General features: G+C 56.3%; 23 protein-coding genes. 12 read left to right on the plus strand and 11 right to left on the minus strand.

The window, feature by feature from the left end; all coding sequences use genetic code 11:
• Positions 1–19 precede the first annotated feature (19 nt).
• On the minus strand, positions 20–721 hold the full coding sequence (locus IEX74_RS08610; protein WP_229755164.1) for an esterase family protein: 702 nt from the start codon (positions 719–721) through the stop codon (positions 20–22).
• 211 nt (positions 722–932) lie between these two features.
• Between IEX74_RS08610 and IEX74_RS23165 the strand changes: the two genes are divergently transcribed.
• Positions 933–2,441 carry an alpha/beta hydrolase-fold protein gene (locus IEX74_RS23165; protein ID WP_229755165.1) on the plus strand — a complete coding sequence of 503 codons (1,509 nt, stop codon included), beginning with the start codon at positions 933–935 and terminating at the stop codon, positions 2,439–2,441.
• Positions 2,442–2,742: 301 nt separating this feature from the next.
• Here the strand turns inward: IEX74_RS23165 and IEX74_RS08625 are convergent, their stop codons facing one another.
• Positions 2,743–3,363, minus strand: coding sequence for an AlbA family DNA-binding domain-containing protein (locus IEX74_RS08625; RefSeq protein WP_188813156.1), 621 nt, complete (start codon positions 3,361–3,363; stop codon positions 2,743–2,745).
• 214 nt (positions 3,364–3,577) lie between these two features.
• A complete protein-coding gene (locus IEX74_RS08630; protein WP_188813158.1) occupies positions 3,578–4,459 on the minus strand; it encodes an SDR family oxidoreductase in 882 nt (293 codons plus the stop codon).
• A 394-nt stretch (positions 4,460–4,853) separates the two neighbouring features.
• Here IEX74_RS08630 and IEX74_RS08635 point away from each other — a divergent pair, with 394 nt between their 5' ends.
• Entirely contained in the window at positions 4,854–5,411 is a 558-nt protein-coding gene (locus tag IEX74_RS08635) for a siderophore-interacting protein (RefSeq protein WP_188813160.1), read from the plus strand.
• Between the two features lie 64 nt (positions 5,412–5,475).
• On the opposite strand, the gene IEX74_RS08640 is transcribed toward IEX74_RS08635, so the two are convergent.
• Positions 5,476–5,982, minus strand: a complete 507-nt coding sequence (locus IEX74_RS08640; protein ID WP_188813162.1) for an ankyrin repeat domain-containing protein — start codon at positions 5,980–5,982, stop codon at positions 5,476–5,478.
• Between the two features lie 155 nt (positions 5,983–6,137).
• Entirely contained in the window at positions 6,138–6,566 is a 429-nt protein-coding gene (locus IEX74_RS08645; RefSeq protein WP_188813165.1) for a DUF3127 domain-containing protein, read from the minus strand.
• A 264-nt stretch (positions 6,567–6,830) separates the two neighbouring features.
• Here IEX74_RS08645 and IEX74_RS08650 point away from each other — a divergent pair, with 264 nt between their 5' ends.
• Positions 6,831–7,784: an isoaspartyl peptidase/L-asparaginase family protein gene (locus IEX74_RS08650; RefSeq protein WP_188813167.1), complete on the plus strand. Its 954-nt coding sequence runs from the start codon at positions 6,831–6,833 to the stop codon at positions 7,782–7,784.
• 192 nt (positions 7,785–7,976) lie between these two features.
• On the opposite strand, the gene IEX74_RS08655 is transcribed toward IEX74_RS08650, so the two are convergent.
• The 3 genes from IEX74_RS08655 to IEX74_RS08665 all read right to left on the minus strand — a co-directional run bounded on the left by IEX74_RS08655 (position 7,977) and on the right by IEX74_RS08665 (position 11,525).
• Positions 7,977–8,651, minus strand: coding sequence for an SGNH/GDSL hydrolase family protein (locus IEX74_RS08655; protein WP_188813169.1), 675 nt, complete (start codon positions 8,649–8,651; stop codon positions 7,977–7,979).
• Between the two features lie 58 nt (positions 8,652–8,709).
• Entirely contained in the window at positions 8,710–9,633 is a 924-nt protein-coding gene (locus IEX74_RS08660; RefSeq protein WP_188813171.1) for a cyanophycinase, read from the minus strand.
• A gap of 89 nt (positions 9,634–9,722) precedes the next feature.
• Positions 9,723–11,525 carry a M1 family metallopeptidase gene (locus tag IEX74_RS08665; protein WP_188813173.1) on the minus strand — a complete coding sequence of 601 codons (1,803 nt, stop codon included), beginning with the start codon at positions 11,523–11,525 and terminating at the stop codon, positions 9,723–9,725.
• A gap of 285 nt (positions 11,526–11,810) precedes the next feature.
• Between IEX74_RS08665 and IEX74_RS08670 the strand changes: the two genes are divergently transcribed.
• The 3 genes from IEX74_RS08670 to IEX74_RS08680 all read left to right on the plus strand — a co-directional run bounded on the left by IEX74_RS08670 (position 11,811) and on the right by IEX74_RS08680 (position 15,888).
• Positions 11,811–13,583, plus strand: coding sequence for a L,D-transpeptidase family protein (locus tag IEX74_RS08670; RefSeq protein WP_188813175.1), 1,773 nt, complete (start codon positions 11,811–11,813; stop codon positions 13,581–13,583).
• Positions 13,584–14,017: 434 nt separating this feature from the next.
• Positions 14,018–14,686, plus strand: a complete 669-nt coding sequence (locus IEX74_RS08675; RefSeq protein ID WP_229755166.1) for a helix-turn-helix domain-containing protein — start codon at positions 14,018–14,020, stop codon at positions 14,684–14,686.
• A gap of 1,019 nt (positions 14,687–15,705) precedes the next feature.
• The gene (locus IEX74_RS08680; protein WP_188813179.1) at positions 15,706–15,888 is read left to right on the plus strand and encodes a hypothetical protein; all 183 of its coding nucleotides are present in this window, start codon (positions 15,706–15,708) and stop codon (positions 15,886–15,888) included.
• Between the two features lie 201 nt (positions 15,889–16,089).
• Here the strand turns inward: IEX74_RS08680 and IEX74_RS08685 are convergent, their stop codons facing one another.
• Complete coding sequence (locus tag IEX74_RS08685) at positions 16,090–16,590, minus strand: hypothetical protein (protein WP_188813181.1); 501 nt, start codon at positions 16,588–16,590, stop codon at positions 16,090–16,092.
• A 226-nt stretch (positions 16,591–16,816) separates the two neighbouring features.
• A complete protein-coding gene (locus IEX74_RS08690; RefSeq protein ID WP_188813184.1) occupies positions 16,817–18,220 on the minus strand; it encodes a DEAD/DEAH box helicase in 1,404 nt (467 codons plus the stop codon).
• A gap of 200 nt (positions 18,221–18,420) precedes the next feature.
• Here IEX74_RS08690 and IEX74_RS08695 point away from each other — a divergent pair, with 200 nt between their 5' ends.
• Positions 18,421–18,948 carry an NUDIX domain-containing protein gene (locus IEX74_RS08695; protein ID WP_188813186.1) on the plus strand — a complete coding sequence of 176 codons (528 nt, stop codon included), beginning with the start codon at positions 18,421–18,423 and terminating at the stop codon, positions 18,946–18,948.
• 89 nt (positions 18,949–19,037) lie between these two features.
• Here the strand turns inward: IEX74_RS08695 and IEX74_RS08700 are convergent, their stop codons facing one another.
• Complete coding sequence (locus IEX74_RS08700) at positions 19,038–19,598, minus strand: hypothetical protein (protein ID WP_188813188.1); 561 nt, start codon at positions 19,596–19,598, stop codon at positions 19,038–19,040.
• 214 nt (positions 19,599–19,812) lie between these two features.
• Between IEX74_RS08700 and IEX74_RS08705 the strand changes: the two genes are divergently transcribed.
• The 5 genes from IEX74_RS08705 (at position 19,813) to IEX74_RS08725 (ending at position 25,945) form a co-directional block, all read left to right on the plus strand.
• Positions 19,813–20,022: a hypothetical protein gene (locus IEX74_RS08705; RefSeq protein WP_188813190.1), complete on the plus strand. Its 210-nt coding sequence runs from the start codon at positions 19,813–19,815 to the stop codon at positions 20,020–20,022.
• Complete coding sequence (locus tag IEX74_RS08710; protein ID WP_188813192.1) at positions 20,019–20,891, plus strand: UDP-2,3-diacylglucosamine diphosphatase; 873 nt, start codon at positions 20,019–20,021, stop codon at positions 20,889–20,891. Before IEX74_RS08705 ends, IEX74_RS08710 begins: the two co-directional genes overlap by 4 nt.
• Before the next feature lie 131 nt (positions 20,892–21,022).
• Positions 21,023–22,051, plus strand: a complete 1,029-nt coding sequence (locus tag IEX74_RS08715; RefSeq protein WP_188813194.1) for a glycosyltransferase family protein — start codon at positions 21,023–21,025, stop codon at positions 22,049–22,051.
• Between the two features lie 165 nt (positions 22,052–22,216).
• Positions 22,217–23,611: a GH1 family beta-glucosidase gene (locus IEX74_RS08720; protein WP_188813196.1), complete on the plus strand. Its 1,395-nt coding sequence runs from the start codon at positions 22,217–22,219 to the stop codon at positions 23,609–23,611.
• Between the two features lie 153 nt (positions 23,612–23,764).
• Positions 23,765–25,945, plus strand: coding sequence for a choice-of-anchor I family protein (locus tag IEX74_RS08725; protein WP_188813198.1), 2,181 nt, complete (start codon positions 23,765–23,767; stop codon positions 25,943–25,945).
• Positions 25,946–25,987 lie beyond the last annotated feature (42 nt).

A 25,987-nucleotide genomic window follows, 5' to 3' on the forward strand; every position in this document is an offset into this window, starting at 1 on the left:
CTGCCGATGCGCTAAGTACTTAAATCTGCGACAAATAATGCGGAAACATGTCGCGCCACACGGGCCAATCGTGGCTGCCGGGCCGAATGTCGAGCCAGTGACGGATGCCTTTTTGGTTGAGAATGTCGGACATGTGCAGGGTGGAAGGCTTGCAGAAATCGTCTTCGGCCGTACCTAGCACGATGTTCATCTGGTAGAAATGCTCGTTATGCGCATCGCGCATGTAGGCCGGCGGGTTGTTGTAGTAGAAGTTCTCATCGTAGTGACCATCTACAAACTGCTCCATATTATACGCCGCGCCCATGGCAAAGAGGTAGGCCACTTGCTCGGGGTGGCGGAAAGCGAAGTTCAGGGCCTGGTAGCCGCCGAAGCTGCAACCCGCTACGCCAATCTTATCTACCTGACATTCATGCTGTAGCATCGGCACTAGTTCCTGGCTGAGCATGGCGTCGTAGCGCATGTGGTTCTGCACGCGCTCGGCCGGATGCAGGTGCTTGGCGTACCAGGTGTGCGCATCCACGCTGTCGACGCAGTAGAGCTTGATCTTTTTGTCGTTGATAAAACCCTGCACCGATTCCACGAGCTTGAAATCCTTGGCTTCGTAGTAGCGGCCCCGCGAGGTGGGAAAAACAACGATAGGGTAGCCCCAATCGCCAAAAACCAGCATCTCCACGTTGTGGCCGAGCTGGTGCGAGTAAAACGAGCGGTATTCTTCGTGCAAAGTCGTAGCGTTTTGGTGAGTGAGCGAAAGAAGCGAGAACCTGCCGTAAACTATCTATTCGCCGTTCGCGAACCTAGCTAGGAGCGGAAAAAAGTACCTTGCAGTAGTTCTGTCATTCTGAGCCCTGCGTGGAATCTGAGTTTGCTACTCTATTATCTAATCCGGGTTCCTCGCGCGGCTCGGAATGACAGGTTCTTACTTTATTTGAATAATGAGTCAGTTTTTTCCTACCCAGCGTCAGACGGTGACCGTGGTGCGCAACCAGTTCTTGAACTCGGTTCCTTTAGAGCGTACGGTCCGGCTTGATATAGTGTTACCCCCAGGTTACGACCCGGCGGCCGAGCCCTACCCGGTATTGTATCTGAATGATGGTCAGGACCTCAGCCGACTGCGGCTGCCTGCCATTCTCAATGGGATGTACCGCCGTCAGGCGCTGCGGCCGTTTGTGCTGGTGGCCGTTCACGCCGGCGAGCGGATTCGGGAATACGGCACCGCCGCCCGCCCCGACTTTCTAGGCCGGGGCGAGAAAGCCGGGCTCTACACCGAGTTTGTGCTGCGCGAGCTGATGCCCGAGGTACAGGAGCAGTATAACATCACCGCCGACCCTAGGTTGGTGGTGGTAGCGGGCTTCTCCCTCAGCGGGTTAGCAGCCTTCGATCTGGTGTGGCATCACCCTGATGCGGCGCGGCGGGCCGGCGTCTTTTCGGGTTCTTTCTGGTGGCGCAGCCGCGCCCTCAGCGAAGGTTACACTGATGCCGACCGCATTATGCACGGTCTCGTGCGCCACGGCCGGCCGCATCCGCAGCATCAATTCTGGCTGCAAACCGGCACCCAGGACGAGACCAACGACCGGAACCACAACGGCATCATCGACTCCATCGAAGATACCTTGGACCTGATGGCGGCTATCACACGCGGCGGCCTGTCGGAGTCGGCGGTGCGCTACGTGGAGGTGGTGGATGGCCGCCACAACCAGAGCACCTGGTCCTACGTGATGCCCGACTTCTTACAATGGGCCTTCGGGACGGGTGTGCCGTCGGCCTGGAGCGCCAGCCGCCCGCAGATGAAGGCTATTCCGGCGCACTTCTGGGAAAGCTCCCGGCGCTTGATTCGGCGGCGGCATCCTAGCCTGGAAAAGAAAACTTTTCTCAATTACTTAGCGCCTCCATCAGCTCCTGCTCCGCCCATGGCTCCCATTACTACGCCTCCCACGCCGGACCAATACCTAGCCTACTACGCCGCTTATATTCGCCACATTCCCGAGGGTGCCGACCCGATTGCGCAGCTTCAGGCGCAGTTCTGGCAGGTGCAGCAGCTCGCCGGTACGCTCAGCGATGAGCAAGCGGGGCTAGCCTATGCGCCCGGCAAGTGGACGATCAAGGAGGTACTAGTGCATATTCTGGATACGGAGCGCATTATGGCCTACCGTGCCCTGCGCTTTGCCCGCGGCGACCAGCAGAACCTGCCCGGCTTTGAGCAGAATGATTACGTGCCGAACTCGGGTGCCAACGACCGGCCCCTGACCGACATTATCGCGGAATATGCGGCGGTACGTGCGGCTACTATAGCGCTTTTTCGCACCTTTACGCCCACACAGCTTGACCGCGCTGGCACGGCCAACAATGGCCCGGCTAGTGTGCGGGCACTCGTGTATATCGTTCCCGGTCACGAAGCACACCACCTGAACGTGTTGCGCGAGCGGTACCTGCCGCTGCTGTAAGACTGCGTAACTGCGTAAAGTCTTTTAAAGCTAGGTCGGAAGGCGGACAACACCGCTCCGAACCCTTACGTTACAGAATTTCCTTATTCACACCACCTACATTTTACAGTCATGGCAAAAGCACAAGACGCTCGAAAAGAAAAGAAAAAGGAGCCCGTCAAATCGACCAAGGAGAAGAAGGCCGCCAAAGAGGAGAAAAAACAAGCCCGCGCCCGCAAGCAGGACTAATAGGTGAAATGGAGAGGTGGTGAAATAGTGAGTAAGAACGATAACTCACTATTTCACCACCTCTCCATTTCACCTACAGTGTATAATATGGCTCTTGTTCTTTGTCGTGGTGGCGGATGTAGCCGTGCAACGTGAGCTTGATAAGCGTGCGGTAAGCCCGGCGCTGACCTAGGTTCAGCAGCTTCATGTACTGGGCCAGGGTGATGCGCGGGTTTTTGCGCAGATATTCCAGCACCGCCAGCTCTTCTTTATTGAGCGGAATTTTCTCGAACTGCGGTTCGGAGCGCTCCAACACTTTCTCGGTCAGGCTGCTGGTTTGCACGCTTTCGTCGCGCACGCGCACGTAGCCGCGCCAGTCGCCGGGCGCCACCTGGGCGCGGTGCGGCTTTTGGCTGCTTTCCTGCACCGTCACGATGAGCACGGTGCGGCCGTCTTCCTCTACTTCTTTGAAACCCAGGCGCAACGGCGGCTCTACGTAATGTTCGGCGGCTTCGCGCAGCACGTAGATTTCTTCTTCCGCATCGCGCACGCCCACAATGCGGCCGTCGTCATCGACGCCCACCAGCACCCGCCCTCCGTGCGTGTTGGCCAGCGAAGCTAGGGTGCGCGAAATGCGCGTCGGATGGGTGGTTTTCTTCTTGAATTCCAGCCGCTCGCCCTCGCCCTGCCGGATTAATTCCTGAAGGTCTGTCATGCTACATATAAAATCGTTGTCATCCTGAACGGCGCGCAGCAGAGTGAAGGACCTTCCTATCTTACGCGAAAAGCTTTTACATATCCTAAGCCCTTAATTACTCTTTAAGCTAGCTTTGGTACAACAGAAGGATCTGGGGAATATAGATGAGCTTTTCGCGTAAGAGAGGGAGGTCATTCATTTCGCTGCGCTGCATTCAGGATGACAGGTGATATTACAACTGCCCCACGCCCGTTTCCTCTTCCGAAATGCGCCACAGCCGGCTAGCTTCCGCCCGGTTCTGCGCGCGGCTGGAGCAGCGGCCGGGCTTGTTTTTCTTGAAGTATTGCCCTGATACTTGTGCCGCTTCCGGCGAGCTAGCCAAGTAGATGCTGGTTTGGGCACCTTGCTCGGGCGTAATCATGAAGGGCCGCGCCAGCCACCACAAGGCTTTGATGAGCCGGGAGCTGTTTGGGTTCACAAGGCCCGTGTCCACGATGCCGGGGTGCAGACAATTGGCCGTCACGCCGGTGAGGTCGAGGCGATGCGCTAGCTCATTGGTGAAGAGGATGTTGGCTAGTTTGGAGTCGCAGTACGCGGTGAGGGCGCTGTACTTCTCCGGGTCGTTGCGCACTTCTTGGGAGGCTTCTATCTCGCCAAGCCAGTGAGCTTCGGAAGCTAGGGTGATGATGCGTGCTTGCTCGGCGGCCGTTAGTTTCGGCAGAATCAGGTTGGTGAGCAGGAAGGGCGCCAAGTGGTTCGTCACCCAGCTCAGCTCATGGCCTTCGCTGGTAATGGTGAGCGGGCCGGGCACAATGCCCACATTATTGATGAGGACGTCGAGCTTCTCGTAGCGCTGGTTGATTTCGGCGGCCAGTTCGCGCACGTTGGCCAGCAGTGAAAAGTCGCAGAGCAGCACGTCGGGCTGGGCGCCGGGCGCGGCAAACTGCACGGCCGCGCGGGCACCGGCGGCGCGGTCGGGGTTGCGGCACACCAGCACCAGATGGGCACCGCGGCGGGCCAGCTCCCGCGCCGTCACCAGCCCGATGCCGCCCGAAGCGCCGGTTATCAGCACCGTTTTACCACGAAGTACTTGTTGATCAAAAGAGCCAGCCATGCGAGGGGAGAGAAACCAGGAATGCTCCACAAAACGGGCAAACCTAGGGGATGTTACAAACGCAATAAACGACAAAAGGCAATGAGTGGCTTTAGCAAGAGGCAGGATCAAGCAGCGTTTAGCTGAAAAATGATGCTTGATCCAGCCTCTTGCTAAGCTTGTCGAACCGAGTTTCGAAGCTGTCTTAAAGTAAAGGCGTAAGCTAAACCGTCTTAAAGCTATTGACCTACTCGTTTGCTTCTCGTTCATGAGTTTACTTACCTCGCTAGCACGTCAGGTGACGTAGCAAGCCACCGTTGTAGCCGCGCAACGCATTGCAGCTCACACCTATCAGCTCACGTTAGCTAGCCCCGCCTTCGTCGATTGGAAGTATGTACCGGGCCAGACGCTGAACGTGTTTTTCGGCCTGAGTGCCCGCGGCGAAGCGGCCACCCTACGCAAGCGAACCTATTCGGTGTGGGACTACAACCCGCACACCGCGCAGTTAGACCTAGCCATTTGCACTTTTTCCGATGGACCGGGTGCCCGCTGGGCCGCTCGATGCCAGCCCGGCGATGAAGTAAGTTTCTACGGACTTGGTGGCAAATTCGTGCTCGACCCAACGGCTGCCGGGTACGCGCTATTAGGAGATATTTCCTGCTTGTCGCACTTCTATGCGCTGCGCCGACAGATTCCGGCCGAAGTTCCGGTCATCAGCGTCATTCACGCGCAACACGCCGACGACTGTTTTCCTGACCTCGATGGCCACTCGCCGCTGCACTTTGTGGTGACGGATGCGCTTTCGGCGGCGCAATACCTGGCTGCTGCAAAAGAGCAAGGCCTTTCGGCTGCCTCGCAAACGCTCGTGTATTGGGGCGGACCGCAAGCCACCTGCGTTGCCGGGCACCGGCTGCTTCAACGCGAGTGGCAATGGCCGGATCGGCTGTTGAAAACGAAGCCGTTTTGGAAGTAGAGCTGCATACTTGTACCAGATCCGTATAGTTCAGCCAGAGGGCTTTGCTAGTATAGATCAACCTTCATTCAATAGCTAATATACCTAACGCATACATCGTAGTATACAAGTCCCTTGGTGACTTGCCGTAGTTATTAGTAATATCTGGATCTGCTCCAAATTCTAAAAGTAGTTTCACAATTGCTTGTTCATGTGGTGGAAGCTTCTCGTTCATGATTGCGGTCCATAAGGCTGTATTACCATGCTTGTCTTGCAAATTAGGATTAGCACCTACTTCTAGAAGTAACCTGGTAAGATCGACAAACCTTTCTTGAGCGGTAAAATGTAAAACAGAGTACCTTCCTCTATCTTGATGATTAATATTTGCGCCATTTTCTAGGAGCCAGCGGATCAGATCTTCTTTGTTTTCAATAACAGCGTTTATTAAAGCTGTTCTACCATAGGCATCGGTAGCATCAACCCCAAACTCTGCAAGCGTTTGTGTGACTGTATCAAGTTGATCATACTTGATGTCCTGCCGTAACGCATCAACTTTAGGATCACATTTTCTTGGCCTGCCTGATTGTGCCATAAGAAGAAGGTAATTAGTGTTAGTATTTAACTATCAACGCTTGTCTGCGATGGTGCGAACATATTGACAATAGCTCTAAACAAATTCAAATAAAACAAAAAAGCCGCTCCTGATCAGGAGCGGCTTTTTCTTTCAAAGTCAAAACCTAGGTATGCTTAGAAAGGCAGGTCGTTGTCGTCGTCGCCAGCAATGGGAGCAGCGGGCTGAGCGCGCAAGTTAGGGTTCTGGTTAGCAGCGGGAGCAGCAGCACGGGGAGCCGGAGCAGCCTGCTGGGAATAGCCACCACCAGCAGGGGCAGCGCCACCAGCCGCTGACTCGATGCGCCATGCTTCGAGGTTGGTGAAGTACAGCATCTGGCCGTTCTTGTTGAATCCGCGGCCGCGCAGGTTGAACGTCACTTTTACCTCGTCGCCGATTTTGTAGGGGTCAATGAGGGCGGTTTTGTCCTGCACCATTTGGAACTTGATATGCTCAGGGTACTGGCCATCCTGAACTTCCAGCACGAACTCGCGCTTGCGGAATTTCTCGCTCACCTGTTGTTCATCGAAGATTTCGTGCAGGCGGCCGGTAGCTTCGTAAGCCATAATAAAGAGATATTGAGAGTGAGATTAGTCAGTCAAATATACGAAGAAAACGCCGCTTTGACTAGGTAGCTCGACCAAAACCACCCTCGGCGGGCTGCGTACTGGAAGAAGCTAGCCTTGTGGAGCGCGGGCTTTGTAGTCCGCGTAGTGCCCGCTTTGGCGCGGACTACAAAGGTTGTGCTACTCGAAATTGAACGCCGAAATGCGTATACCCGAGCCGCTTACCGTCACTTAAATTCTCACGTTTTTGTTCTTCCTTTTCGCATGAATTCTCCTCTCGCTCTGGCTGTGCACGGTGGTGCTGGTACCATCTCACGCGACCAAATGACGCCCGAACTCGAACGCAAGTACCGCGACGCGCTGCAACAAATTATCGAAACCGGCTACGATGTGCTGCGCAATGGCGGCCTGGCGCTCGATGCGGTGGAAGCCGCCGTGCGGGCGCTGGAAGATTCGCCCATGTTCAACGCCGGTAGAGGCTCGGTCTTCACCCACGACGGCCGCCACGAGATGGATGCCGCCCTTATGGATGGCCGCGACCGGTCGGCGGGCGCCGTGGCGGGCGTGCGCAATATTCAGAACCCGATTAGTCTTTGTCGCCTCATCATGGAGCGGTCGGACCATGTGCTGCTGGCCTGGCCTGGTGCCGAGGAGTTTGCCCGCGAGCATAACGTGCCGACGCAGCCCGACGAATACTTCTTCACCCAGCACCGCTACGACCAACTCCAGGGCGCGTTGAAAAGCGGCAAGGTGCAGCTCGACCATAGCCACGACGGTTCTCCGAAGGAAAATCCGAAAAGCAAGATTGGCACTGTGGGCGCCGTAGCCCGCGACCGGCACGGCAACCTGGCCGCCGCCACCAGCACCGGCGGCATGACCAACAAGCGCTACTCCCGCATCGGCGACTCTCCGGTGATTGGCAGCGGCACCTTCGCCGACAACCGTACATGCGCCATTAGCTGCACTGGTACCGGCGAATTCTTTATGCGCGCCGTGGCTGCCTACGATGTGGCCTGCCTTATCGAGTACCGCGGCCTGAGCCTGGCCGAAGCCTGCAACATTGTGGTGCACGACAAGCTAGCTCCGGTCGGGGGCGATGGCGGCTTGATTGCCGTCGACGCGGCCGGCAACCTAGCTTTGCCCTTCAACTCCGAAGGCATGTACCGCGGCACGCTCACTTCTGAGACGCCTTTGTACATCGGCATCTTTAAGGAGTAGAGGCGAGGACTTTTGTGCAGCCTATATATAAGGAGTAGAAATACGCCACGGCGTGTTCGACTTCTGCATGCGCGTCGGAGCAAATTAAAGCAGGTAAAGTCGTTCAACGCCGAACGCGCCGTGGCGCGTTCCTACAAACCAACGATAAACAAAGAAGCGCCCGATCAAGGCGCTTCTTTGTTTATCGTTGGTTTATCGGGCTAGATACGGCCTTAGCGTTTTTGTCCAAATGGTGTAGCCGGCGGATGTCATATGCAGGCCATCTTCTTTGAACAACTCGGGCCTGGGTTTGCCGTCGGAACCTAGCATGGCGGGGCCCACGTCGACAAACTGCGCCCAGCGGTGCGTTTTGGTGTACTGCTGAATTTGTTTGTTGGCCGCCTGCATTTGGCCGTATTGCGCAAAGCGCGCCAAGCTAGGTTTGATCGAGATAAAAACCAGGCGGGTGCCCGGCAACTCCCGATGCAGCCGCTCGGCAAACGTGCGAAACGCTTCAACTACCTGCTCGGGTGAAACGCCAGCGTTGATATCATTGTCGCCGGCGTAGAGCACCACCTGCCGCGGATGGTAGCGCGTGACGAGCTGCTCGAAATAGCGATTCACGTCGCTGAGCTGCGAGCCGCCAAAGCCACGGTTCAGCACTGGCCGGCCGGGGTAGTCAGCCGCCAGGGTTGTCCACATGCGGATGGAGGAACTGCCCGTGAATACAATGCTGCGAGCTGGTGGCGGCAGCAGGCTATCCTGGTGAGCGAAGGCGGCAATTTCGTTGGCGAACGGCTCGGTAAGCGTCTGGGCTTGCAGCGTCTGGATAGCTAGCCAGAAAATTATCAGCCAGCTACTCCAGATCCAAGAGGTGCTTCGTTGCATGTGGTAAGTTGAGGCGTTGACTGGGAAGAGAACAAGAGACAAACCTAGGTTCGCAGACCTAGGAAGCAGGGGTAGGCTGCGGGCGGGGTGATGGTTCGGCCGCCACAGGAGCTAGGGCGTCTTTGTTTACGTAGAATTTCCGCTCCTTAATATTATAAACGTTGCCCTTAATCAGCACATGCATCCTCATGTTCTCGACCGAAATGGCCGCACCTTTTTTGGCAGCGGCGGCGTTGTTGTGTTCCAAGTCGTGCCCGTCCATGATGACGACCAGATTGGAGCCGATCGTTTCGACCAAGTTGCCTTCGGTGATGAGCACGCCGGTATCTTCCCCCAGCCCAATGCCGATGAGCTTGGGGTGAAGCGCTACTGCCTCGATGAGGCGCCCAAACCGGCCACGCTTCACAAAGTGCGAATCGATTACGGCCGTGTCGAGCAGCCGCAAACCCAGGCCGAGCTGCACGGCACCTTTCATGAGGGCGCCCGGCACGCTGCCGCCCTTGATCATGATGTGCGACATGGCCATGGCCCCGGCGCTGGTGCCGGCTATCACGAAGTTGGGCTCCTGATAGTAGCGGGTGGTGAGGCGGTCGAGAAACTCGCTTTCGCCGAACATCTCCCGCAGCCGCGCCTGGTTGCCGCCACTCATCATCACCACGTCGGCGGCGAGCAGGCGCTCCAGGTACTCGGGCTTGCGGGCGTCCTCAGGCGTGCGAATGTCCAGTATGCCTACGTTCAGGCAATTCAGCATCGCAAACGACGACACGTAAATCTTGCCGACTTCCTCCGGAATCATCGACGCCGTCGTAATCACTTCAATCCGCGGATCGTCTTTACCGGATTCCGTCACGATGCGCTTCAGGATACCTAGCTCAAAGAAATTGAGGTAGTACTTCTTCTTGGTGCGGGGGTTAGGATAAGTGCCTTTATCTTCATTGCCACCGATGGCAATCAGCTTGCCGAGGGGTTTTTGATTTTTCAACGCTAACAATCAACTGGTTCAACACAAAAGATAGAAACGAAACAGGTTGGCAAGCAAGCTTTGGGCCACCGGGGTTTCGATTTAATTGTTCAGCCTAGCCCTACTAACGTATCCAGCGTGCTTGTGGCTACCGCGTGATAGTTGGGGCGAGCTTCAGCATACAGCACTCGGGCGCGTGCTAGGCCATTTGGGGTAGTTAGCACCGCCTTGTAGAGCGGCACCAAAAACTTGCGCCGACCCACCCGTGTCAGGAACTGATGCAAGGAATCGTCGGCAGCGTGGTAATCAGCAGCTAGGGTCAGGGGCAGCCAGGCCGCGAGCAGCTCGGCGTTGTGGGAGCCGGTGAAGCCAAAGGCCCTGTCAAGCTCGGCGAGTTGCTCGACAGTGAGTTGCTTGGGTAAGCCGTGCAGAAAGTGCAGCCACTCGTGGCTGCTCCAATCGGCCGTACCTAGGTCGGCGGTCGGCGTGCCGTGCTGCCACTTTGCCAACGCTTCCTCCACTGCTGCAAACCGCTCCGAACTGACCGGCGGCGCCACCGCCGGAATCCCCGGACCGTTGATCCAGGCATCCAGTTGCAGACGCTCTTCCAAACCCGGCTCTTGGTCGAGCAGTTCCCGCCGCAGGTAACTCACAAAGGAAGCCGTGTCCATGGACTGGAAGCTGTGGCGCGTGAAGTACTCCTTAATAAAGGTGTCGAGCCGCGCCCGGCCCACCAGGTGCTCCAGGGTGAGCAGGAGGTAGTCGCCTTTTTCGTAGGCAATATCGGTGAGACCTTCGTCGGGGTCGCGGCCCGCTAGGTTGAGATGCAGGTGAGTGTCGGGGCTCGTCGGCCCGATTTCATCAATGGTAGCCAGCAAATCGGAGTGGCCGAGGACTTGCAGCATGTCGGAGTAGGAGCGGCCGTACAGCTTTTCCATGATGCGCCGCTCGAAGTACACCGTGAAGCCTTCGTTCAGCCAGAAGTCGTTCCAGGTAGCGTTGGTCACCAGGTTCCCCGACCAAGAGTGCGCTAACTCGTGGGCAATCAGGCTGGTTAGGCTTCGGTCGCCGGTCAGGATGGTCGGCGTTACAAATGTTAAGCGCGGGTTTTCCATGCCGCCGAACGGAAAGCTAGGTGGCAGCACCAGCAAATCGTACCGTTCCCAGCGGTAGGGGCCGTAAAGTTCTTCCGCGGCGGCCACCATTTTTTCCAGGTCGACGAACTCGCTGACGGCGCCGGGCAGCGTCACGGGTTCGGCATACACGCCCGTGCGGCCACTGACCGGGGCAAAACCTAGGTCGCCGACGGCCAGCGCCATAAGGTAAGCCGGAATGGGCTGCGTCATCGAAAAGTGATATTTGCCGAGCGCGTTGCGCGTCTGTGGGTTTGTGGCGCTCATCAGGGCAAGCAGTTCGGCCGGCACCCGTATCCGCGCCTCGTAGGTGAAGCGTACGCCGGGCGAGTCCTGGCAGGGCAGCCAGGTGCGCGCCAGGATTGCCTGCGACTGGGTGAACAGAAAGGGGTGGACGCGCTCAGCCGTTTGCTCGGGCGTGAGCCACTGAAGCGCCGCGGCGTCGGGTGCGGTGCGGTAGCGGATCGTGACTGTATCTGTCTCCAGCCGCAGGTCGATGCGCAAGGCTTGCCCAAGTACCGGGTCGTCGGGACCTAGGTCGAACGAGGTAGGCGTACCTTCAGCACCACCGAGCAGCACCGCTTCGATGAGCAGGCCACGGGAGTCGAGCAGCAGCTCCATCGCATCTGCCTCGCGGTCGAGCTGCCAGGTGGCATGACCCGCCAGCGTGCGACTCGCAAAGTCGACAGTTAAGTCAAGCAGCAGGTGGCGGACCCTGGCCTCAGCAGGTCGGGCGGAGCTGTGCGGATCGGGCATGAGGGAAGGCAGTGAAGTAGGCATGAGCGAAACAGAACGGGGGAGCAAACTCAACTAAACAGAGGAGGTGAAAAGCTAGGTACGGAAACAAAAGCAACGAAGCCGACTGCGGAAGACTGGAAAGGATTCTGTACAAGGGTATAAAGGAAAAGCACTAACTTGCGCCTATTGATGTATAGCGATAGTGTGGCAACCCCACCGGGCAATCCGCAGTAAAATGCGCAACCGGTGACCGGTGGTTGAGTTTAGCGTTCGGCTGAGCTCACCCTTGTTAACCTGACTTTTTCTATACCTCGTTTCCCTGTTTGCATGAACCTAGCTATTCGTCCTTCTTTCCTGACCACACTGCTGTTCTGGGTGCTGAGCCTGACGCTCCTCACCTCGACCACGTCGTGCAGCCAGGATCAGAAGGCTAAAATACAGAACGCCCTGCCCGGCGCAATTACCAAAGCTGGCGGGCCGCAGCCCAAGCTTGACAGCGTGTACGTGGTGCGTGCCATGACGGCTGAGCCTGCGTTCAAGAGTCAGCTGATATGGGCCAAGAAATTTTACCGAGAACGGGACTTCCGGCTCGGCTGGTTTCGCAACCACGAGCTGCTGCCGCAGGCCCAAACCATGCTCGGCGTTATCAACAAGGCCGCCGACGAAGGCTTAGATCCTAAAGATTACAAAATCAAGGACTTCGATAAGCTTTTTGCGGAGTTGGATGAGGCCAAATCCGATTCAACCAAGCGCAATTCGCTTGAAAAGGAGATTGACGTCGCCCTATCGGGCACTTATTTTAAGTGGGCTTCCGACTTTTACCGGGGTACTGTAAACCCGCGTGAAGTCAAGAACATCGATTGGAACGTCAAGCGCAACAAGATCAAGCTGCACAAAGCCTTGATGACGATTCTGAAGGAGCGCGAAAGCACGTATCCTTACTACGAGTTTGAGCCGCTCCACCCGGAGTACGACCGCCTGAAAAAGGCTCTGGCCGAGTATCGTGCCATTCAACGCAATGGCGGCTGGCCAACCTTGCCGGCTACTACCAAGCTCAGGCCGGGCGATGTAAGCCCGGCGGTTGCGCTCCTGCACAAGCGCCTGCTAGGCGACAAAGCTGCGCCAGCCCCTGCTGCTAGCACGACCGAAACGCCTGCCGTTGCGGTTGCTAATACGTCGGCGACAGCCGTTGGAACCGCAGCTCCGGCAGAGAAATATGATTCCGAATTGGTGAGTGCGGTAAAGAGTTTTCAGCAGCAAAATGGACTTATGGCTAACGGAATTGTGAGCGGCGAAACGCTAAAAACGCTCAACATTCCGGTCGATAGTCGCATCAACCAGATCATCGTAAACATGGAGCGGTGGCGCTGGGTTCCGAAGCGCTTCGAGCCGAATTACCTGCTCGTGAACATTCCCGATTACACGCTGCACGTCGTCGAGAATAACAAGGAGGCGTTCAACATGCGCGTCATTGTGGGCAAGACGCTCAACGCCACACCCGTGTTCAGCGACAAGATGGAGTACGTGGTGCTGGCCCCTTACTGGAACGTGCCAATGAGCATCATTCAGAAGGAACTGCGGCCAAGGCTGATGGCTGATCCGGTGGGTACGCTCAACCGTCTCGACATGGAAGTGGTGAAGGGCTGGGGCCGTAAAGCCACACCCGTAGACCCTAGCTCTATCGACTGGGCCAACGTAAATCAGAGCAACTTCAAGTATACTGTGCGTCGTCGGCCGGGTCCCAAAAACGACCTCGGTGATGTGAAGTTTATCTTCCCCAACTCCCAGGATATCTACCTCCACGACACGCCCCACGACGAGCTGTTTAGTCAGGGCAAGCGGGGCTTTAGTCACGGTTGTGTGCGGGTGCAGGAGCCCATTAAGCTAGCCGAATACCTGCTGCGCGACCGGCCCGAATGGGACCAACAAGCTATTCTGGATACCATTGCCAACCATCGGGAGAAGTACATTACACTCAAAGAAAAGCTGCCCGTCTACCTCGTGTACTTCACTGCCTGGGTGGATGAAGCCGGAGCCCTGCACTTCCGTGATGATATTTACGGGCACGACAAAGCCTTGGCAAAGGAATATTTCGACTAGCCGTGAAGAGAGGCTAGCCCGGAAGTCCTTCTCTCATTACAATACATTTTATAAGGCACCCCGATAGTTGATCGGGGTGCCTTTTTGTTGTCTCACGTAACCGACCGGACTGGATTGGGGTGAACCTTCTTGGTGCTGTCGAGCTAGGATTATGATCTGGCTAGACGCTAAGCGAACTTTCAAGGTAGCCTCAAAGGGAATGGAGTAGGGATGCCTCGGCTTGGTTTGGGCTTGCTGATTAATCAAGCACGAGAAGGAAGCAAGATTTACTATTGTAAAACATATGTAAACAGAAAGGATTATTTGTTTACATATATATCTACTGTAGAAGCGGTAGTTTATTGTTGTTAACATCCGTAATCAGGCCGCGAATATGCTATCCGTGTTCCGTGCTGCCGTACATTTGTAATCACACAATGAGGCAGCTACAAACAATGGTCGAACGCATCCGGCAACTTCTGGAAACACGGCAACTAACACCTACACAGTTTGCGGATGCTATTGGAGTGGCGCGCCCAATCGTTAGTCACATCTTGAGTGGCCGCAATAAACCTAGCCTGGAGGTGGTACAGAAGATTATAGACGCCTTTCCGGCCCTGTCAATGCCGTGGCTCCTTCGCGGTGTGGGCGAGATGCTGGCTAGTGCCGTACCACCGGCACCTGTTGTCGCTGAAGCCAAGCTTCCAACCAGACCACCTGGGTCCGAAAAAGCTGCCGGTAGCACGAACAGTGCTCGTCAGGAGCCCCAGAGTACAGCAACTGCCTTGCGAGCCACTGAAGAGCCAATAAGCACCCTTTTTGAAGGCGCTGCTCAGTCGGGTATAGTAGTAGATGCTGGTCTTCGGCCGGAAAGTGTCGCTGAGAGGCTTGCCGCTGACCCTGTGACGGCGCCAGTTGGGCCAGGCACGCCTTTGCCGGGCGTGCCTGCTTCCGTAGCAGCCGCCTCCGCAGCCAAGCACCACCAGCGTGTGATGCAAAACCCTGTTGCTCCACTGCCAGCCTCAGCTACTCTGGCGTTTGCTGAGCCGGATAAAGCAATCCGCCGTATCGTCATCTTCTACCAGGACGGTACGTTCACAGACTACCGGCCAGAAGCTAGCTGATGTGAGCAGGGCAGTGGGAGGCACGTGCAACTAAGCCCTGGCGCAAACAGATAATCAGCCTGCGCTCGCGCCCAGGCCTGTAAAGAGCACCATTTGCATTCATATAATACGGCCCGCACGGCTCGGCAGTAGCAAACGGGTATAGAAGTTGTGTAGCAAGGCCTTATAGACGCTGAAACCTATCCTGTACACTCATTTCAACGCTTAGCAATCAGGTTAGCCCAGCTAGCTGTTCAGCTGCCGTAACACTTAAACTTTCCGCCTTCTTTTCGTACTCACATTAGCAGCTGACATTAATCATTCATAGAACCAAAATCTTTACTGTCGAGCTTAATAGAGTTCAATTTGGCAGAGCGATAATTTTAGTAGCTTACTGATCCATAGCAACGTGTTAAATAGGCGGTATTTAGGTGCTTAATATACCTTCTTCTGCTTAGGATAATTATACACGTTTTTGCTGTTTTGCACTGCGTGTATCGTGCTTATGTAGTGTGTTATAAATGATTGTATATCAGACAATAATATGGGGATGTATGAATCAATAATCTAAGATATTCTTGCTGTTTTCTATAGATGTCCAAATATTTATTAAGTTAAATAAGATGCTATCAAACAGAAGGTAGTAGATGAAAGAAGATGTAAGCTCTGGTTGCTAAGGGATTTAACATTGTGCTCGATAAGTTAAATCCTACTAGTAAGAGCAGATTGGGTTCTAACCTCTTTAGCGCTGCGCTGAGAACTGGGTGCTGGCTGCAAAGAAGACTGACATACTTCGTCAACAGCTATTTTTGTACTCTTTGATCAGAAGCAGCTACACCCAGGTGGGAAAAGCCAGGAGAAACCAATAGACAGAATTGTTATAGCTAGGTTGCAGCCAAGGTTGTTGAAGCTGCAAACTGTTGTCCTGTTACATTTGTAATTGGCGAGGCGTTGATGTTATTTCCAAACGCAGCCGGGTGGGTGTGCAGAGCGCGATGGTAGCGCTTGGCAGTTTTGGGGGCGGTGCTTACCTTTGGGCCATGAAAAAATTTCGTCTGCTCACCCTGCTGTTCGCCGCTGGCGCCTCGTTTTATCTGACGTCCTGCACACCGCCGCCCGACGCTGAGAAAGACCCTAATGCCGATGCCGCTTACAAGCGTGCTCATCGTCCGGAAGGCTACCGCCAAGCGCAAAGCAGCGAACCTTCTGTTAATAAGCAGTAAGGCTAGGCTGGTCTAGTCTAGGGTCCTAACTAACCTAGCTTAAGCTTTCTTGAAGAAGTCTGCGGGCTGTAAGGCTTCTGTTCAACATTATAGTATATAAGCAGGAACAGGCCCCACTGAATTATTGATTCGGTGGGGCCTGTTCCTGCTTTCGCGTTGTTAAGCAATGGATATGTGTACCAGGCTGAGCCTTCTAATGGCTTAGGCGCTTACTGAAGAAGCGGTATGCGAGGAAACTAACGGCTGCGGGGCTGGCGTAAGATCGGGGAGCTGAATGCCCGCCAGTAGGCTTGTCTCCAGCAGATCAGCCCAGGTGCGCAGGTAAAGCACTACATCATCGCGCTGGTTGTGACGCAGGGCGTTGCGCCGCTCAAAAGGAATAGCTGCCAGAATCGTTGGATCGGCAAGGCGCTCCAAGTGGGTGAGGTCTGTGCGGGTGAAACCTAGGGCCAGCATCTCATCAATGGTCTGGTCGATGGGCAGGCCGCTGGTAGGGCAATAGTCGATCAGCTGCCGCTCCCAGTCGCCGTAGCGCTGCATGGCACGGGCGTGGATTTCTCCTTTGGTAAGACGGGTAATCGTTTGGGCCAGGTGGCCGCAGTTGCAGCTGCCCATGTGGCCCCACTGGTAGGGCGCCTGCGTAGCGAGGCGCTGAGCCGTATCGCGCAGAGCCTGGATAACGGGAAGAGTGCTTTTCGCCATGACAATGAATAGTAGCTGGTTGAAATCAACCGATAGAAACAAGAGGCACTCATATAAGCTCAGATAAGGAGAATTTGTTTGCGCAGAGATCTTACATCTAGCTTTTGAGATGCACAGGACCTAGGTCCAGGCCGTCGCCAGCACGCACAAAAAAACGTCTGGCGCATGTTGTAGCACCAGACGTTTCTTATAAGTGAAGTCTGCTTAAGAGGAAAGCAGTGGTAACCTAACGGCCATTGCCTCTGCCACCACGATAGCTCCGACGGTCCTGACCACTGCCATCAGTCCGCTCGCCACCCCGCGGAGAAGCGGCGCGCTCCGGGCGCTGACCGCCACCTGTGCGAGGTGTTGCCTGGCCTGAGCGGCCCGATGCCTCGGCACCAGCGCGAGGGGCACGGGGCTCACGCCCCGGCCGCGGTGGGCGACCAGCCGGGCCTTTCGGACGCTGGATGGGGCCACCACCGTGCAGCAGCACCGGCGCAACACTGGTCGTACGGTACGGATGATCTGTCACGACGTCGAGTTGCCGCTTGATGAGCTTCTGGATGTCTTGCAGATAAGCGCGTTCCTCATCTTCGCAGAACGACAGCGCCACGCCCGAGGCGCCAGCCCGGCCAGTGCGCCCGATGCGGTGCACGTAGGTTTCGGGCTCGTTGGGCAGCTCGTAGTTGATAACGTGCGTAAGCTCTTCCACGTCGATGCCGCGGGCCGCGATATCCGTAGCAACGAGCACGCGGGTAGTGCCGGCTTTGAAGCTGGATAGCGCCCGCTGCCGATGATTCTGCGACTTGTTGCCGTGGATTGCCTCGGCGGCAATGTTTGCTTTCGCCAGGGTTTTCACTACGCGGTCGGCGCCGTGCTTGGTGCGCGCGAACACCAGTACGCGGCGGATATTCTTGTCCTCCAGTAAATGTTCGAGCAGCGCGGCTTTATCATTTTTCTCGACCAGATACACGGCTTGCTTTACCGTATCAGCGGTACTCGAAACCGGTGTAACGGCTACCTTCACCGGATTGGGGCGCAGGATAGAGTCGGCTAGCTGCTGAATCTGAGCCGGCATGGTGGCCGAGAAGAACAGCGTCTGCCGCTTGGCGGGCAACTTGGGCAGAATACGCTTGATGTCGTGAATGAAGCCCATGTCGAGCATGCGGTCGGCCTCATCCAGCACGAAGATTTCGAGATGGCGCAGGTCAACAAAGCCCTGGTTCATCAGGTCGAGCAGGCGGCCGGGCGTGGCAATAAGCACTTCCACGCCGCGCTTCAGCGCATTGGTTTGCGGCATCTGGCCCACGCCACCGAAGATGACGGTGTGGCGCAAACCTAGGTGACGGCCGTAAGCGGCAAAGCTCTCCCCGATCTGAATAGCTAGCTCGCGGGTAGGAGTGAGCACCAGGCAGCGAATGCGGCCACTAGGCTGATTCTGAAGCTTGGCCCGCTGGCTAAGCGTCTGGAGAATTGGAACGGTGAAAGCGGCGGTTTTGCCGGTGCCGGTTTGGGCAACGCCCAATAAATCGTGGCCCTCCAGCACATGCGGAATAGCCTGCTGCTGAATAGGCGTGGGAGTGGTGTACCCTTCTTCGTGCAAAGCACGCAGAATCGGTTCAACTAAATTGAGTTCGTCGAATGACATTAAAAAAGGAAAAAGGCAGCCAAAGAGCGGCTGCGGCTGCTAGACTGGTCTGTGTGTCCAGTCAAAAAAGAAGAAAAACCGCCCTTGAAAAAGGGAATAGTGTAAGCAAATAATGGCTGAAAAGCGTATAGCCACGTGAAATGCTGCGCAAGATGCCGGTTTATCACGACATAATAACGAACAACCCCAACCATTACCCTATGAACATCACGAAACGTAAAATCCTTCACGACGGGCACTATAAACTTTCGGAACTGACGGTAGATGCTGATGGTAAGGAACTTAAGCGTGAACGATTTGAGCCCGGACGGGCCGTAGCGGCGCTTGTTTACGACACTGCCCGGCAGCGCTACCTGTTTGTGCGCCAGTTTCGGGTTGGCGCTGAGTCGGAGCTGCTGGAAGTAGCCGCGGGCATGCTCGATAAGGAAGGCGAAGGCCCGGAAGACGCAATCCGCCGCGAGATTGATGAAGAGCTAGGGTATGCCGTCGACCACCTGGAGCCAATAGCTAGCTTTTACCCCTCACCCGGCGCCACCTCCGAATACATTCGGCTCTACTACGCTGAAGTCAGCAAGAAGATAGGGGAGGGTGGCGGCGCCGCCGATGAAGATGAAGGAATTACGGTTGTATCGTTCACCTGGGAAGAGATGATTCGCACCAGCTTTGAAGATGCCAAGACGCTTATGGCCGTGCAATGGATACAGTTACGTGATACCCAAAAGGATTAAAGTGTAGCAAAACATTTGGTTAAACACAAAGAAGCCACTGCATAGAGTGGCTTCTTTGTGTTTGTTATATCCTATAAAGCAAAGTGTTATTAAGGGTTAACTACGTACTCAAAGTTCTGCTTCAGCTTTGAATCGGTGATGGTAACAGCTACGGGCTGCGGCGGATCTGTTTTAACAAATGGAATAATGCGCTGACTCATGTACTGGTCGCGGTTCCAGAAACGGCCGGTGCCAGCGGTAAGCGTCTGGCTGAATAGCTCCTTACCGGCTGCGTCTTTGCCCGAAACGCTCAGGGCAGATGGGTCCGCATTCTTAGCGCCTTGGCGGTACATCGTCACGACCAGCACCCCCCCGGGTGACAATGCATTTAAGCGGCGCTGGTAGGTGGTATCGGCCCAGTTATTCATTTTGCGCAAGGCGTCAATTTCCGTGAGCAGCTCCGCGTAAGGGCGAAAAGCCAGGCGGGTAAGCGTGCCGTTCTGGTCGGAGTCTTCATCGGTATTCTTAGTTACGTTCTGTACGTAAGCACAGTCATTATCTTTTTGCGGACGTAGGTAGCGCTTGCGGGGCGTGCCAGGGATAGGAGTAGGCGCCTGGGCGGCAGCGGTCAGCGACGTGAAAAGCGCCAAAAATAGAAGAGCTTGTTTCATAAAATAAGCAAGATGATAGTGCCGTGGTGCGGCCTGGGAAGGAAAGGTAGTTGGATAAAGACCGAAAAGCTGGCCGTTAGCTAAAATCGGGCCCGGAACGGCGAATAGGCATGGTGCGGTGAGCAGGAGGAAAGGTGACGTAAGCGTAACTCAGGCATAATGACTGATTCACAGTGCGCTCCGAAATTTGAGTTGAATTAATTGGCCCGACACAATGCACGCTTCCAACCCGATTCCGCTCTTGCGTAGCCTGGCGCATGGGCTAGCCTACGTGCTGTTTCAATTGGCCTTGGTGCTGGCGTATGTGCTGCATTCGGCCGGGTCGCTGCGCTCCCCGTTCCGGGCCGGCGAAGAAACCGCTGCTAGCCACTCGCGTCGCGTTCAGCCACGACCTTGGTTTTGGTCGCGCCCCCTAGCCGGATGAGTCTGAAAACGCCCAAACGCCGCCGCGTAGAAGTAGCGGTGATTTCCGACGTACACCTCGGTACCTACGGCTGCCACGCGCCGGAGCTGCTGCGCTATCTAAAGAGTATCAAGCCTAAGATATTGGTGCTCAACGGCGACATTGTCGATATCTGGCAGTTCAGCAAAAGCTACTGGCCGCCGGCCCACATGCGGGTGGTACGGCATCTGGTGGGGCTATTGGCTAAAGGCACGCGCATTCACTACCTGACCGGTAACCACGACGAGCTGCTGCGCAAATTTGCTGGGACGCGTCTGGGTGCTTTATCCATTGCCAACAAACTGGTGCTGGACCTGCCCGAGGGAAAAGCCTGGTTCTTCCACGGTGATGTGTTCGACGTGACCATGCGTCACTCGCGCTGGCTGGCCAAGCTAGGTGCCGAAGGCTACGACCTGCTGATCCTGCTGAATCGCCTTGTCAACTTTGTGCTTCAAAAGCTAGGTCGGCCGCGCGTGGCGCTGTCGAAAGCAGTGAAAGATCGGGTGAAAGGTGCCGTGAGTCTCATCAGCGACTTTGAGCAGACGGCCGTTGGCATTGCCGCCGAAGCAGGCTACCGCTACGTGGCCTGCGGCCACATTCACCAACCCGAAATGAAGACGATGCAGATGCCGCACAGTGAAGTTACCTATCTCAACTCCGGCGATTGGGTCGAGAATCTGACGGCGCTGGAATATAATGCGGCCACGGGTTGGCAGCTCTACCACTATGCCCTCGACCCACGCATGCAGCACCCCATCGGGCCAGACGAATCGGAGGCGGCCACCGAAGCCGCGCTGCTGACGGATTTATTGGCTGAGTTTAAGCTCGGTAAGAAGCTAACTGAAAAATAAGAAGTGCTGTCATTCCGAGTGGCGTGAGTAATCTGAGTTGATACCTAGCTTTTTACTCAGATTCCGTGCGTCGCTCAGAATGACAGGAGGGCCTTGTTCCAATACTATATACAACCAGAAATTTCATACGAATGCCCCGAGTACTTTACGCTATCCAAGGCACGGGCAATGGTCACCTGAGCCGCGCTCTGGATATAGTGCCCCTATTACAGCAACGCGTCAGCCACCTCGATGTGCTGGTAAGCGGGCCACCCGCCGACTTGGCCTTACCCTTTTCGGTACGCCATCAATGTCATGGGCTAGGTTTTATTTTTGGTAAAAAGGGCGGCATCAGCTTCATCAAGACCTTCTGGCAACTCAACTCCACCGCATTTCTGCGCGAAATGCGCCGACTTCCGGTTGAGAGTTATGATTTGGTTATCAATGATTTTGAGCCTGTTTCGGCTTGGGCCTGCCGGTTGCGGCAAGTGCCGTGTGTGGCGCTCAGCCACCAAAGTGCCGTGTTGAGCGAACATGCCCCGCGTCCGTACACCGATGACCCCGTAGGCCGGGCCGTGCTGCGCCACTATGCGCCCGGCACTGCCCATTATGGCTTCCACTTTGAACGCTATGACGCCGGCATCCACACGCCCGTTATCCGGCGGCAGGTGCGGGAGCTAACCCCGCGCAACGACGGCCATTACACCGTTTATCTGCCCGCTTTCGACGAAGCTACGCTGGTGAATCGTCTGCGCTATCTGAGTCGCACCACGCGCTGGGAGGTGTTCAGCAAGCATAGCCGGCAGGAGTCGGAGCACGGAAACGTGCGCGTGCGGCCCGTGAGCGGGGCCGCCTTCACCGACAGCCTGGCCCGTAGTGCCGGTGTGCTGTGCGGCGCTGGCTTCGAAACCCCCGCGGAAGCTTTATTTCTGCGAAAAAAGCTGCTGGTTGTGCCCATGAAGAACCAGTACGAGCAGATCTGCAACGCGGCAGCGCTGGCCCAACTCGGGGTGCCCATGGTGAAGAACCTGAAGGATAAGCACCTAGCTACCGTCGACCACTGGCTCCAGAATGGCCGCTCCATCCCGGTCGATTACCCCGACGAAACCGCGCAGGTACTGGATAAGCTCTTGCTAGAGCAGCTGCGAGCTGGTGTGAAGCCTGTTTCGTTGAGTTCGTAGTCATTTTTGTCTTGGCTGCGTGCCCAGTAAGGCCTGTCATTCAGAGCAGCGGGGAAGTCTGAGGTAGCCATTTGGGCGTTTCATGCAGATTCCTCGCGCTGCTCAGAATGACAGGCGATTATTTTCAACCAAAGTTGAGCGTCCGTATTTCCCGTTACTTAAGAAATGCCCCAGTTACCCGCGGCCTTTTTCCCGCCCAGCACGCCCGCCGCTTATTCCCGCGCCGATTTTGGTCCTAATTTTCACTGGGGCGTATCAACGGCCGCGTACCAGATAGAAGGAGCCTGGGATCTGGACGGCAAAGGACCTAGCATCTGGGATAACTTTGTACGGGGGCGTCGACGTATCAAGCGACGTGAAACCGCAGATATAGCTTGTGATTTTTACCATTTGTATAAAGAAGACTTGAATCTTTTGAAGCAAATGGGTATAAGTAATTTTCGTTTCTCGGTGGCATGGTCGCGGGTGCTGCCTGCTGGTGCCGGTGCCATTAATACGAAAGGACTGGACTTCTACGAGCGCCTCGTAGATAGCTGCCTGGAGCGCGGCATTACGCCCTGGCTGACGCTTTACCACTGGGACTTACCACTGGCCTTACAGCACTGCGGCGGCTGGACCAATCGTGCTGTAGTGGGTTGGCTCACAGACTTTGCCCAGCTAATGGCTGCTCGCCTCGGCGACCGGGTGCAGCACTGGATGGTGCTCAATGAACCGATGGTGTTCGTCGGGGCCGGGCACATGCTTGGTATTCACGCTCCTGGCCTCCGGGGCCTAAGCCCTTTCTTAGCAGCTACTCACCATGCCGCCCTGGCACAGGCCGAAGGAGGTCGGGCGCTACGTGCCACGCTGCCAGCTACCGCTCGTATCGGTACTACCTTTTCCTGCTCGTATCTGACGCCCTGGCGTCTCGGTTTGCCCCGCGACGAACGAGCTACTCAGCGGGCTGGTGCCTTGCTCAACCGCCTTTTTGTGGAGCCGGCCCTAGGCCTGGGTTACCCCGTGGCTGACTTGCCCATTCTGAACTGGCTGGACCGCTATATCCGGCCCGGCGATGAGGCGTTGCTGCCATTCAGCTTCGACTTTTTTGGGGTGCAGAACTACACCCGCGAAGTGGTGCGGCATTCGCCGTACGTGCCTCTGCTATGGGCTACGCTGGTGGGCGCCAAGCGGCGCAATGTTCCGTATACTCAAATGGGTTGGGAGGTGTTCCCGGAGAGTATTTACCATATGTTAAAACAGTTCAGTGCTTACGAATCAGCTCCTTCCTTGTTGATTACGGAGAATGGAGCGGCATTTTCGGATGAGCTGATAGCGGGCCGCGTGCCCGACCTAGCTCGCCAAGCGTACCTGCGCGCCTGCATTGGGCAAGTGTTGCGCGCCCGCCGCGAAGGGGTGCCAGTAGAAGGTTACTTCGCCTGGTCTTTCACCGATAACTTCGAGTGGGCAGAAGGTTACGAGCCGCGCTTCGGGCTGGTGCGCGTGGACTACGAGACGCAGCAACGCACCGTGAAAGATGCGGGCTGGTGGTACCGGGATTTGCTGGCGGGTTGTGTTTGCTGAAGAACTACGTTCAGTTCATGATTCCATAACGGGGCCGTAATGCTGCGGTAACAGGCTGCCGGTAGCTTTGGCGCTTCCAATCACGCAGCTATTGTTGTTATATTACAATATCCTGTAAACCAACGAACTATGCACCAAAACTACTGCTCGCTTTTGCCAAAAACCTTATTGCTGCTAGGTATGGCGGTGGGCACGGCTCAGGCCCAGACCATAAGCCGTGTGGCCGCTACGGTTATCGGAAATGAAAACGCCGGCTCTGTAAGCCTAGCCATTAGCATCCAAAATCCAGGAGCTGCCGCCAGCACCGTCGAGGCGGTGGTGCAGGGGCTAGGTACGGCTACCGCGGGGCAGGATTTTACCTTCACCACTACCCAGACCATCACCTTTCCCGATGGCTCCACGGCCAACCAGACGCTCACCATCCCGCTTCTGGATGATGCCTTGGCCGAGGAAACAGAGTATTTCACCGTACGCCTCCAAAACCCAACGAATGCGACCCTAGGTGCCGGCGCGACGGATATTCTGGTGTACATCAAGGACAATGACACGCCCGCGCCCGTACCAGCCGGCAACCTCACCTTGAGCTTGTTGCAGAGCTACCAAAACGGGACGCCTTTCAGCGGCAATACGCAGATCAATTCGGCTGAAATTGTGGCCTACGACGCCAGCACCAAGCGTCTGTACGTAGCCAACTCGGTTGGGGGCAAGCTCGACATCCTCAACTTCACGAATCCTGGAGCCATTACCGCCTTGGCTTCTATCGATATCAAATCCTACGGCGGCATCAATTCGGTGGCGGTGCGCAACGGCGTAGTCGCCTGCGCTATCGAAAATACCAACCCGCAGGCTAACGGTAGCGTGGTGTTCTTCGACCAGAACGGCGCCTTCTTGAAGCAAGTGACCGTGGGCGCTATGCCCGACATGGTTACCTTTTCGCCCGACGGCACCTACGTGCTGACCGCCAACGAGGGCGAGCCCAAAGCTGACTACACCGTGGACCCCGAAGGCAGCGTGTCGGTAATTGATATGGCCGGCGGAGTTGCTGGCTTAACGCAGGCCAACGTGACTACGGCCACCTTTAGCAGCTTCAACGTGCAGGCCGCGCAGCTGCGGGCACAGGGCATTCGCATCTACGGCGGGCGGGCTGCCTCGCCCTCTACGGTGGCTCAGGACTTGGAGCCGGAGTACATCGCCGTGAGTGCCGACTCGCGCATGGCCTACATCACGTTGCAGGAAAACAATGGCCTAGCTACGCTCGACCTAGCTACCAAGCAAATAACGGCTATTCGGCCCATTGGGTACAGCGACCTGCGCCTGCCCGGCCACGGCATCGATGCTTCCGACCAGAGCGGCGACGTGCTGATTGCTAACTGGCCTATCAAGGGGATGCGGCAGCCCGACGCCATTGCCAGTTTTGAAGTGGGCGGCACGCCGTATCTGCTTACTGCCAACGAAGGCGATGCGCGTGATTACACGGGTTTCAGCGAGCAGGTGCGGCTGGGTAGCAGCGGCTACGTGCTCGATCCTATGGCTTTCCCGAACGCGGCGCTCCTCAAAAACACCAGTGTGCTAGGTCGTCTGAACGTGACCAACAAGACCGGCGACACCGACGGCGACGGGGATTTTGATGAGATTTATGCCTACGGCGGCCGTTCATTCAGCATCTACAATGCCACTACCGGCGCCGAAGCCTATGATAGCGGCAACCTGCTGGAGCGCGTTACGGCTACCAGTGCTCCGTACCGCGATATTTTCAACGCCAGCAATAGCTTTGGGGAAGCGCCCACGCGTAAGAACCGATCCGACGACAAAGGCCCGGAGCCTGAAGGCATAACCACCGGCCAGCTGGGCAATAACTTGTATGCCTTCGTGTCGATGGAGCGCACGGGTGGCGTGATGGGATTCAACATCAACAACCCGGCGAGCCCCGTGCTGGAGTTCTACGTCAACAACCGCAGCCTCACCGCCGGCACCGGCGACCTAGGTCCCGAAGGAATTGTGTTCGTGTCGGCGGCCAATAGCCCGACGGGGCAGCCGATGCTGATTCTGGCCAATGAGGTCAGCAGCACTGTGGCCGTGTACAGCATTCAAACGACCGTGCTCGGTACCGCTGCCGCCCGCCCAACGGCTGCGCCTTTGCTGCTTTATCCTAATCCGGCGCAGGGCACAACGGTGCGCCTGAGCCGCGCCGTGTCGGGCATGCTCACCGATCTGCTCGGCCGCCCGGTGCGCCAGCTGCTCGCCACCGACCACTTCGACGCCAATGGACTGGCGGCCGGCGTGTACGTGCTGCGCGCTACCGACGGCGCAACCTCCAAGCTGATTGTGAAGTAGGCGACAGGCTAAAAAATGAAAAGGCGCCGGTGTCTGCCGGCG

Origin of the sequence: Hymenobacter cavernae, from assembly GCF_014641455.1 — a bacterium.
Taxonomy (GTDB): Bacteria; Bacteroidota; Bacteroidia; order Cytophagales; family Hymenobacteraceae; genus Hymenobacter; species Hymenobacter cavernae.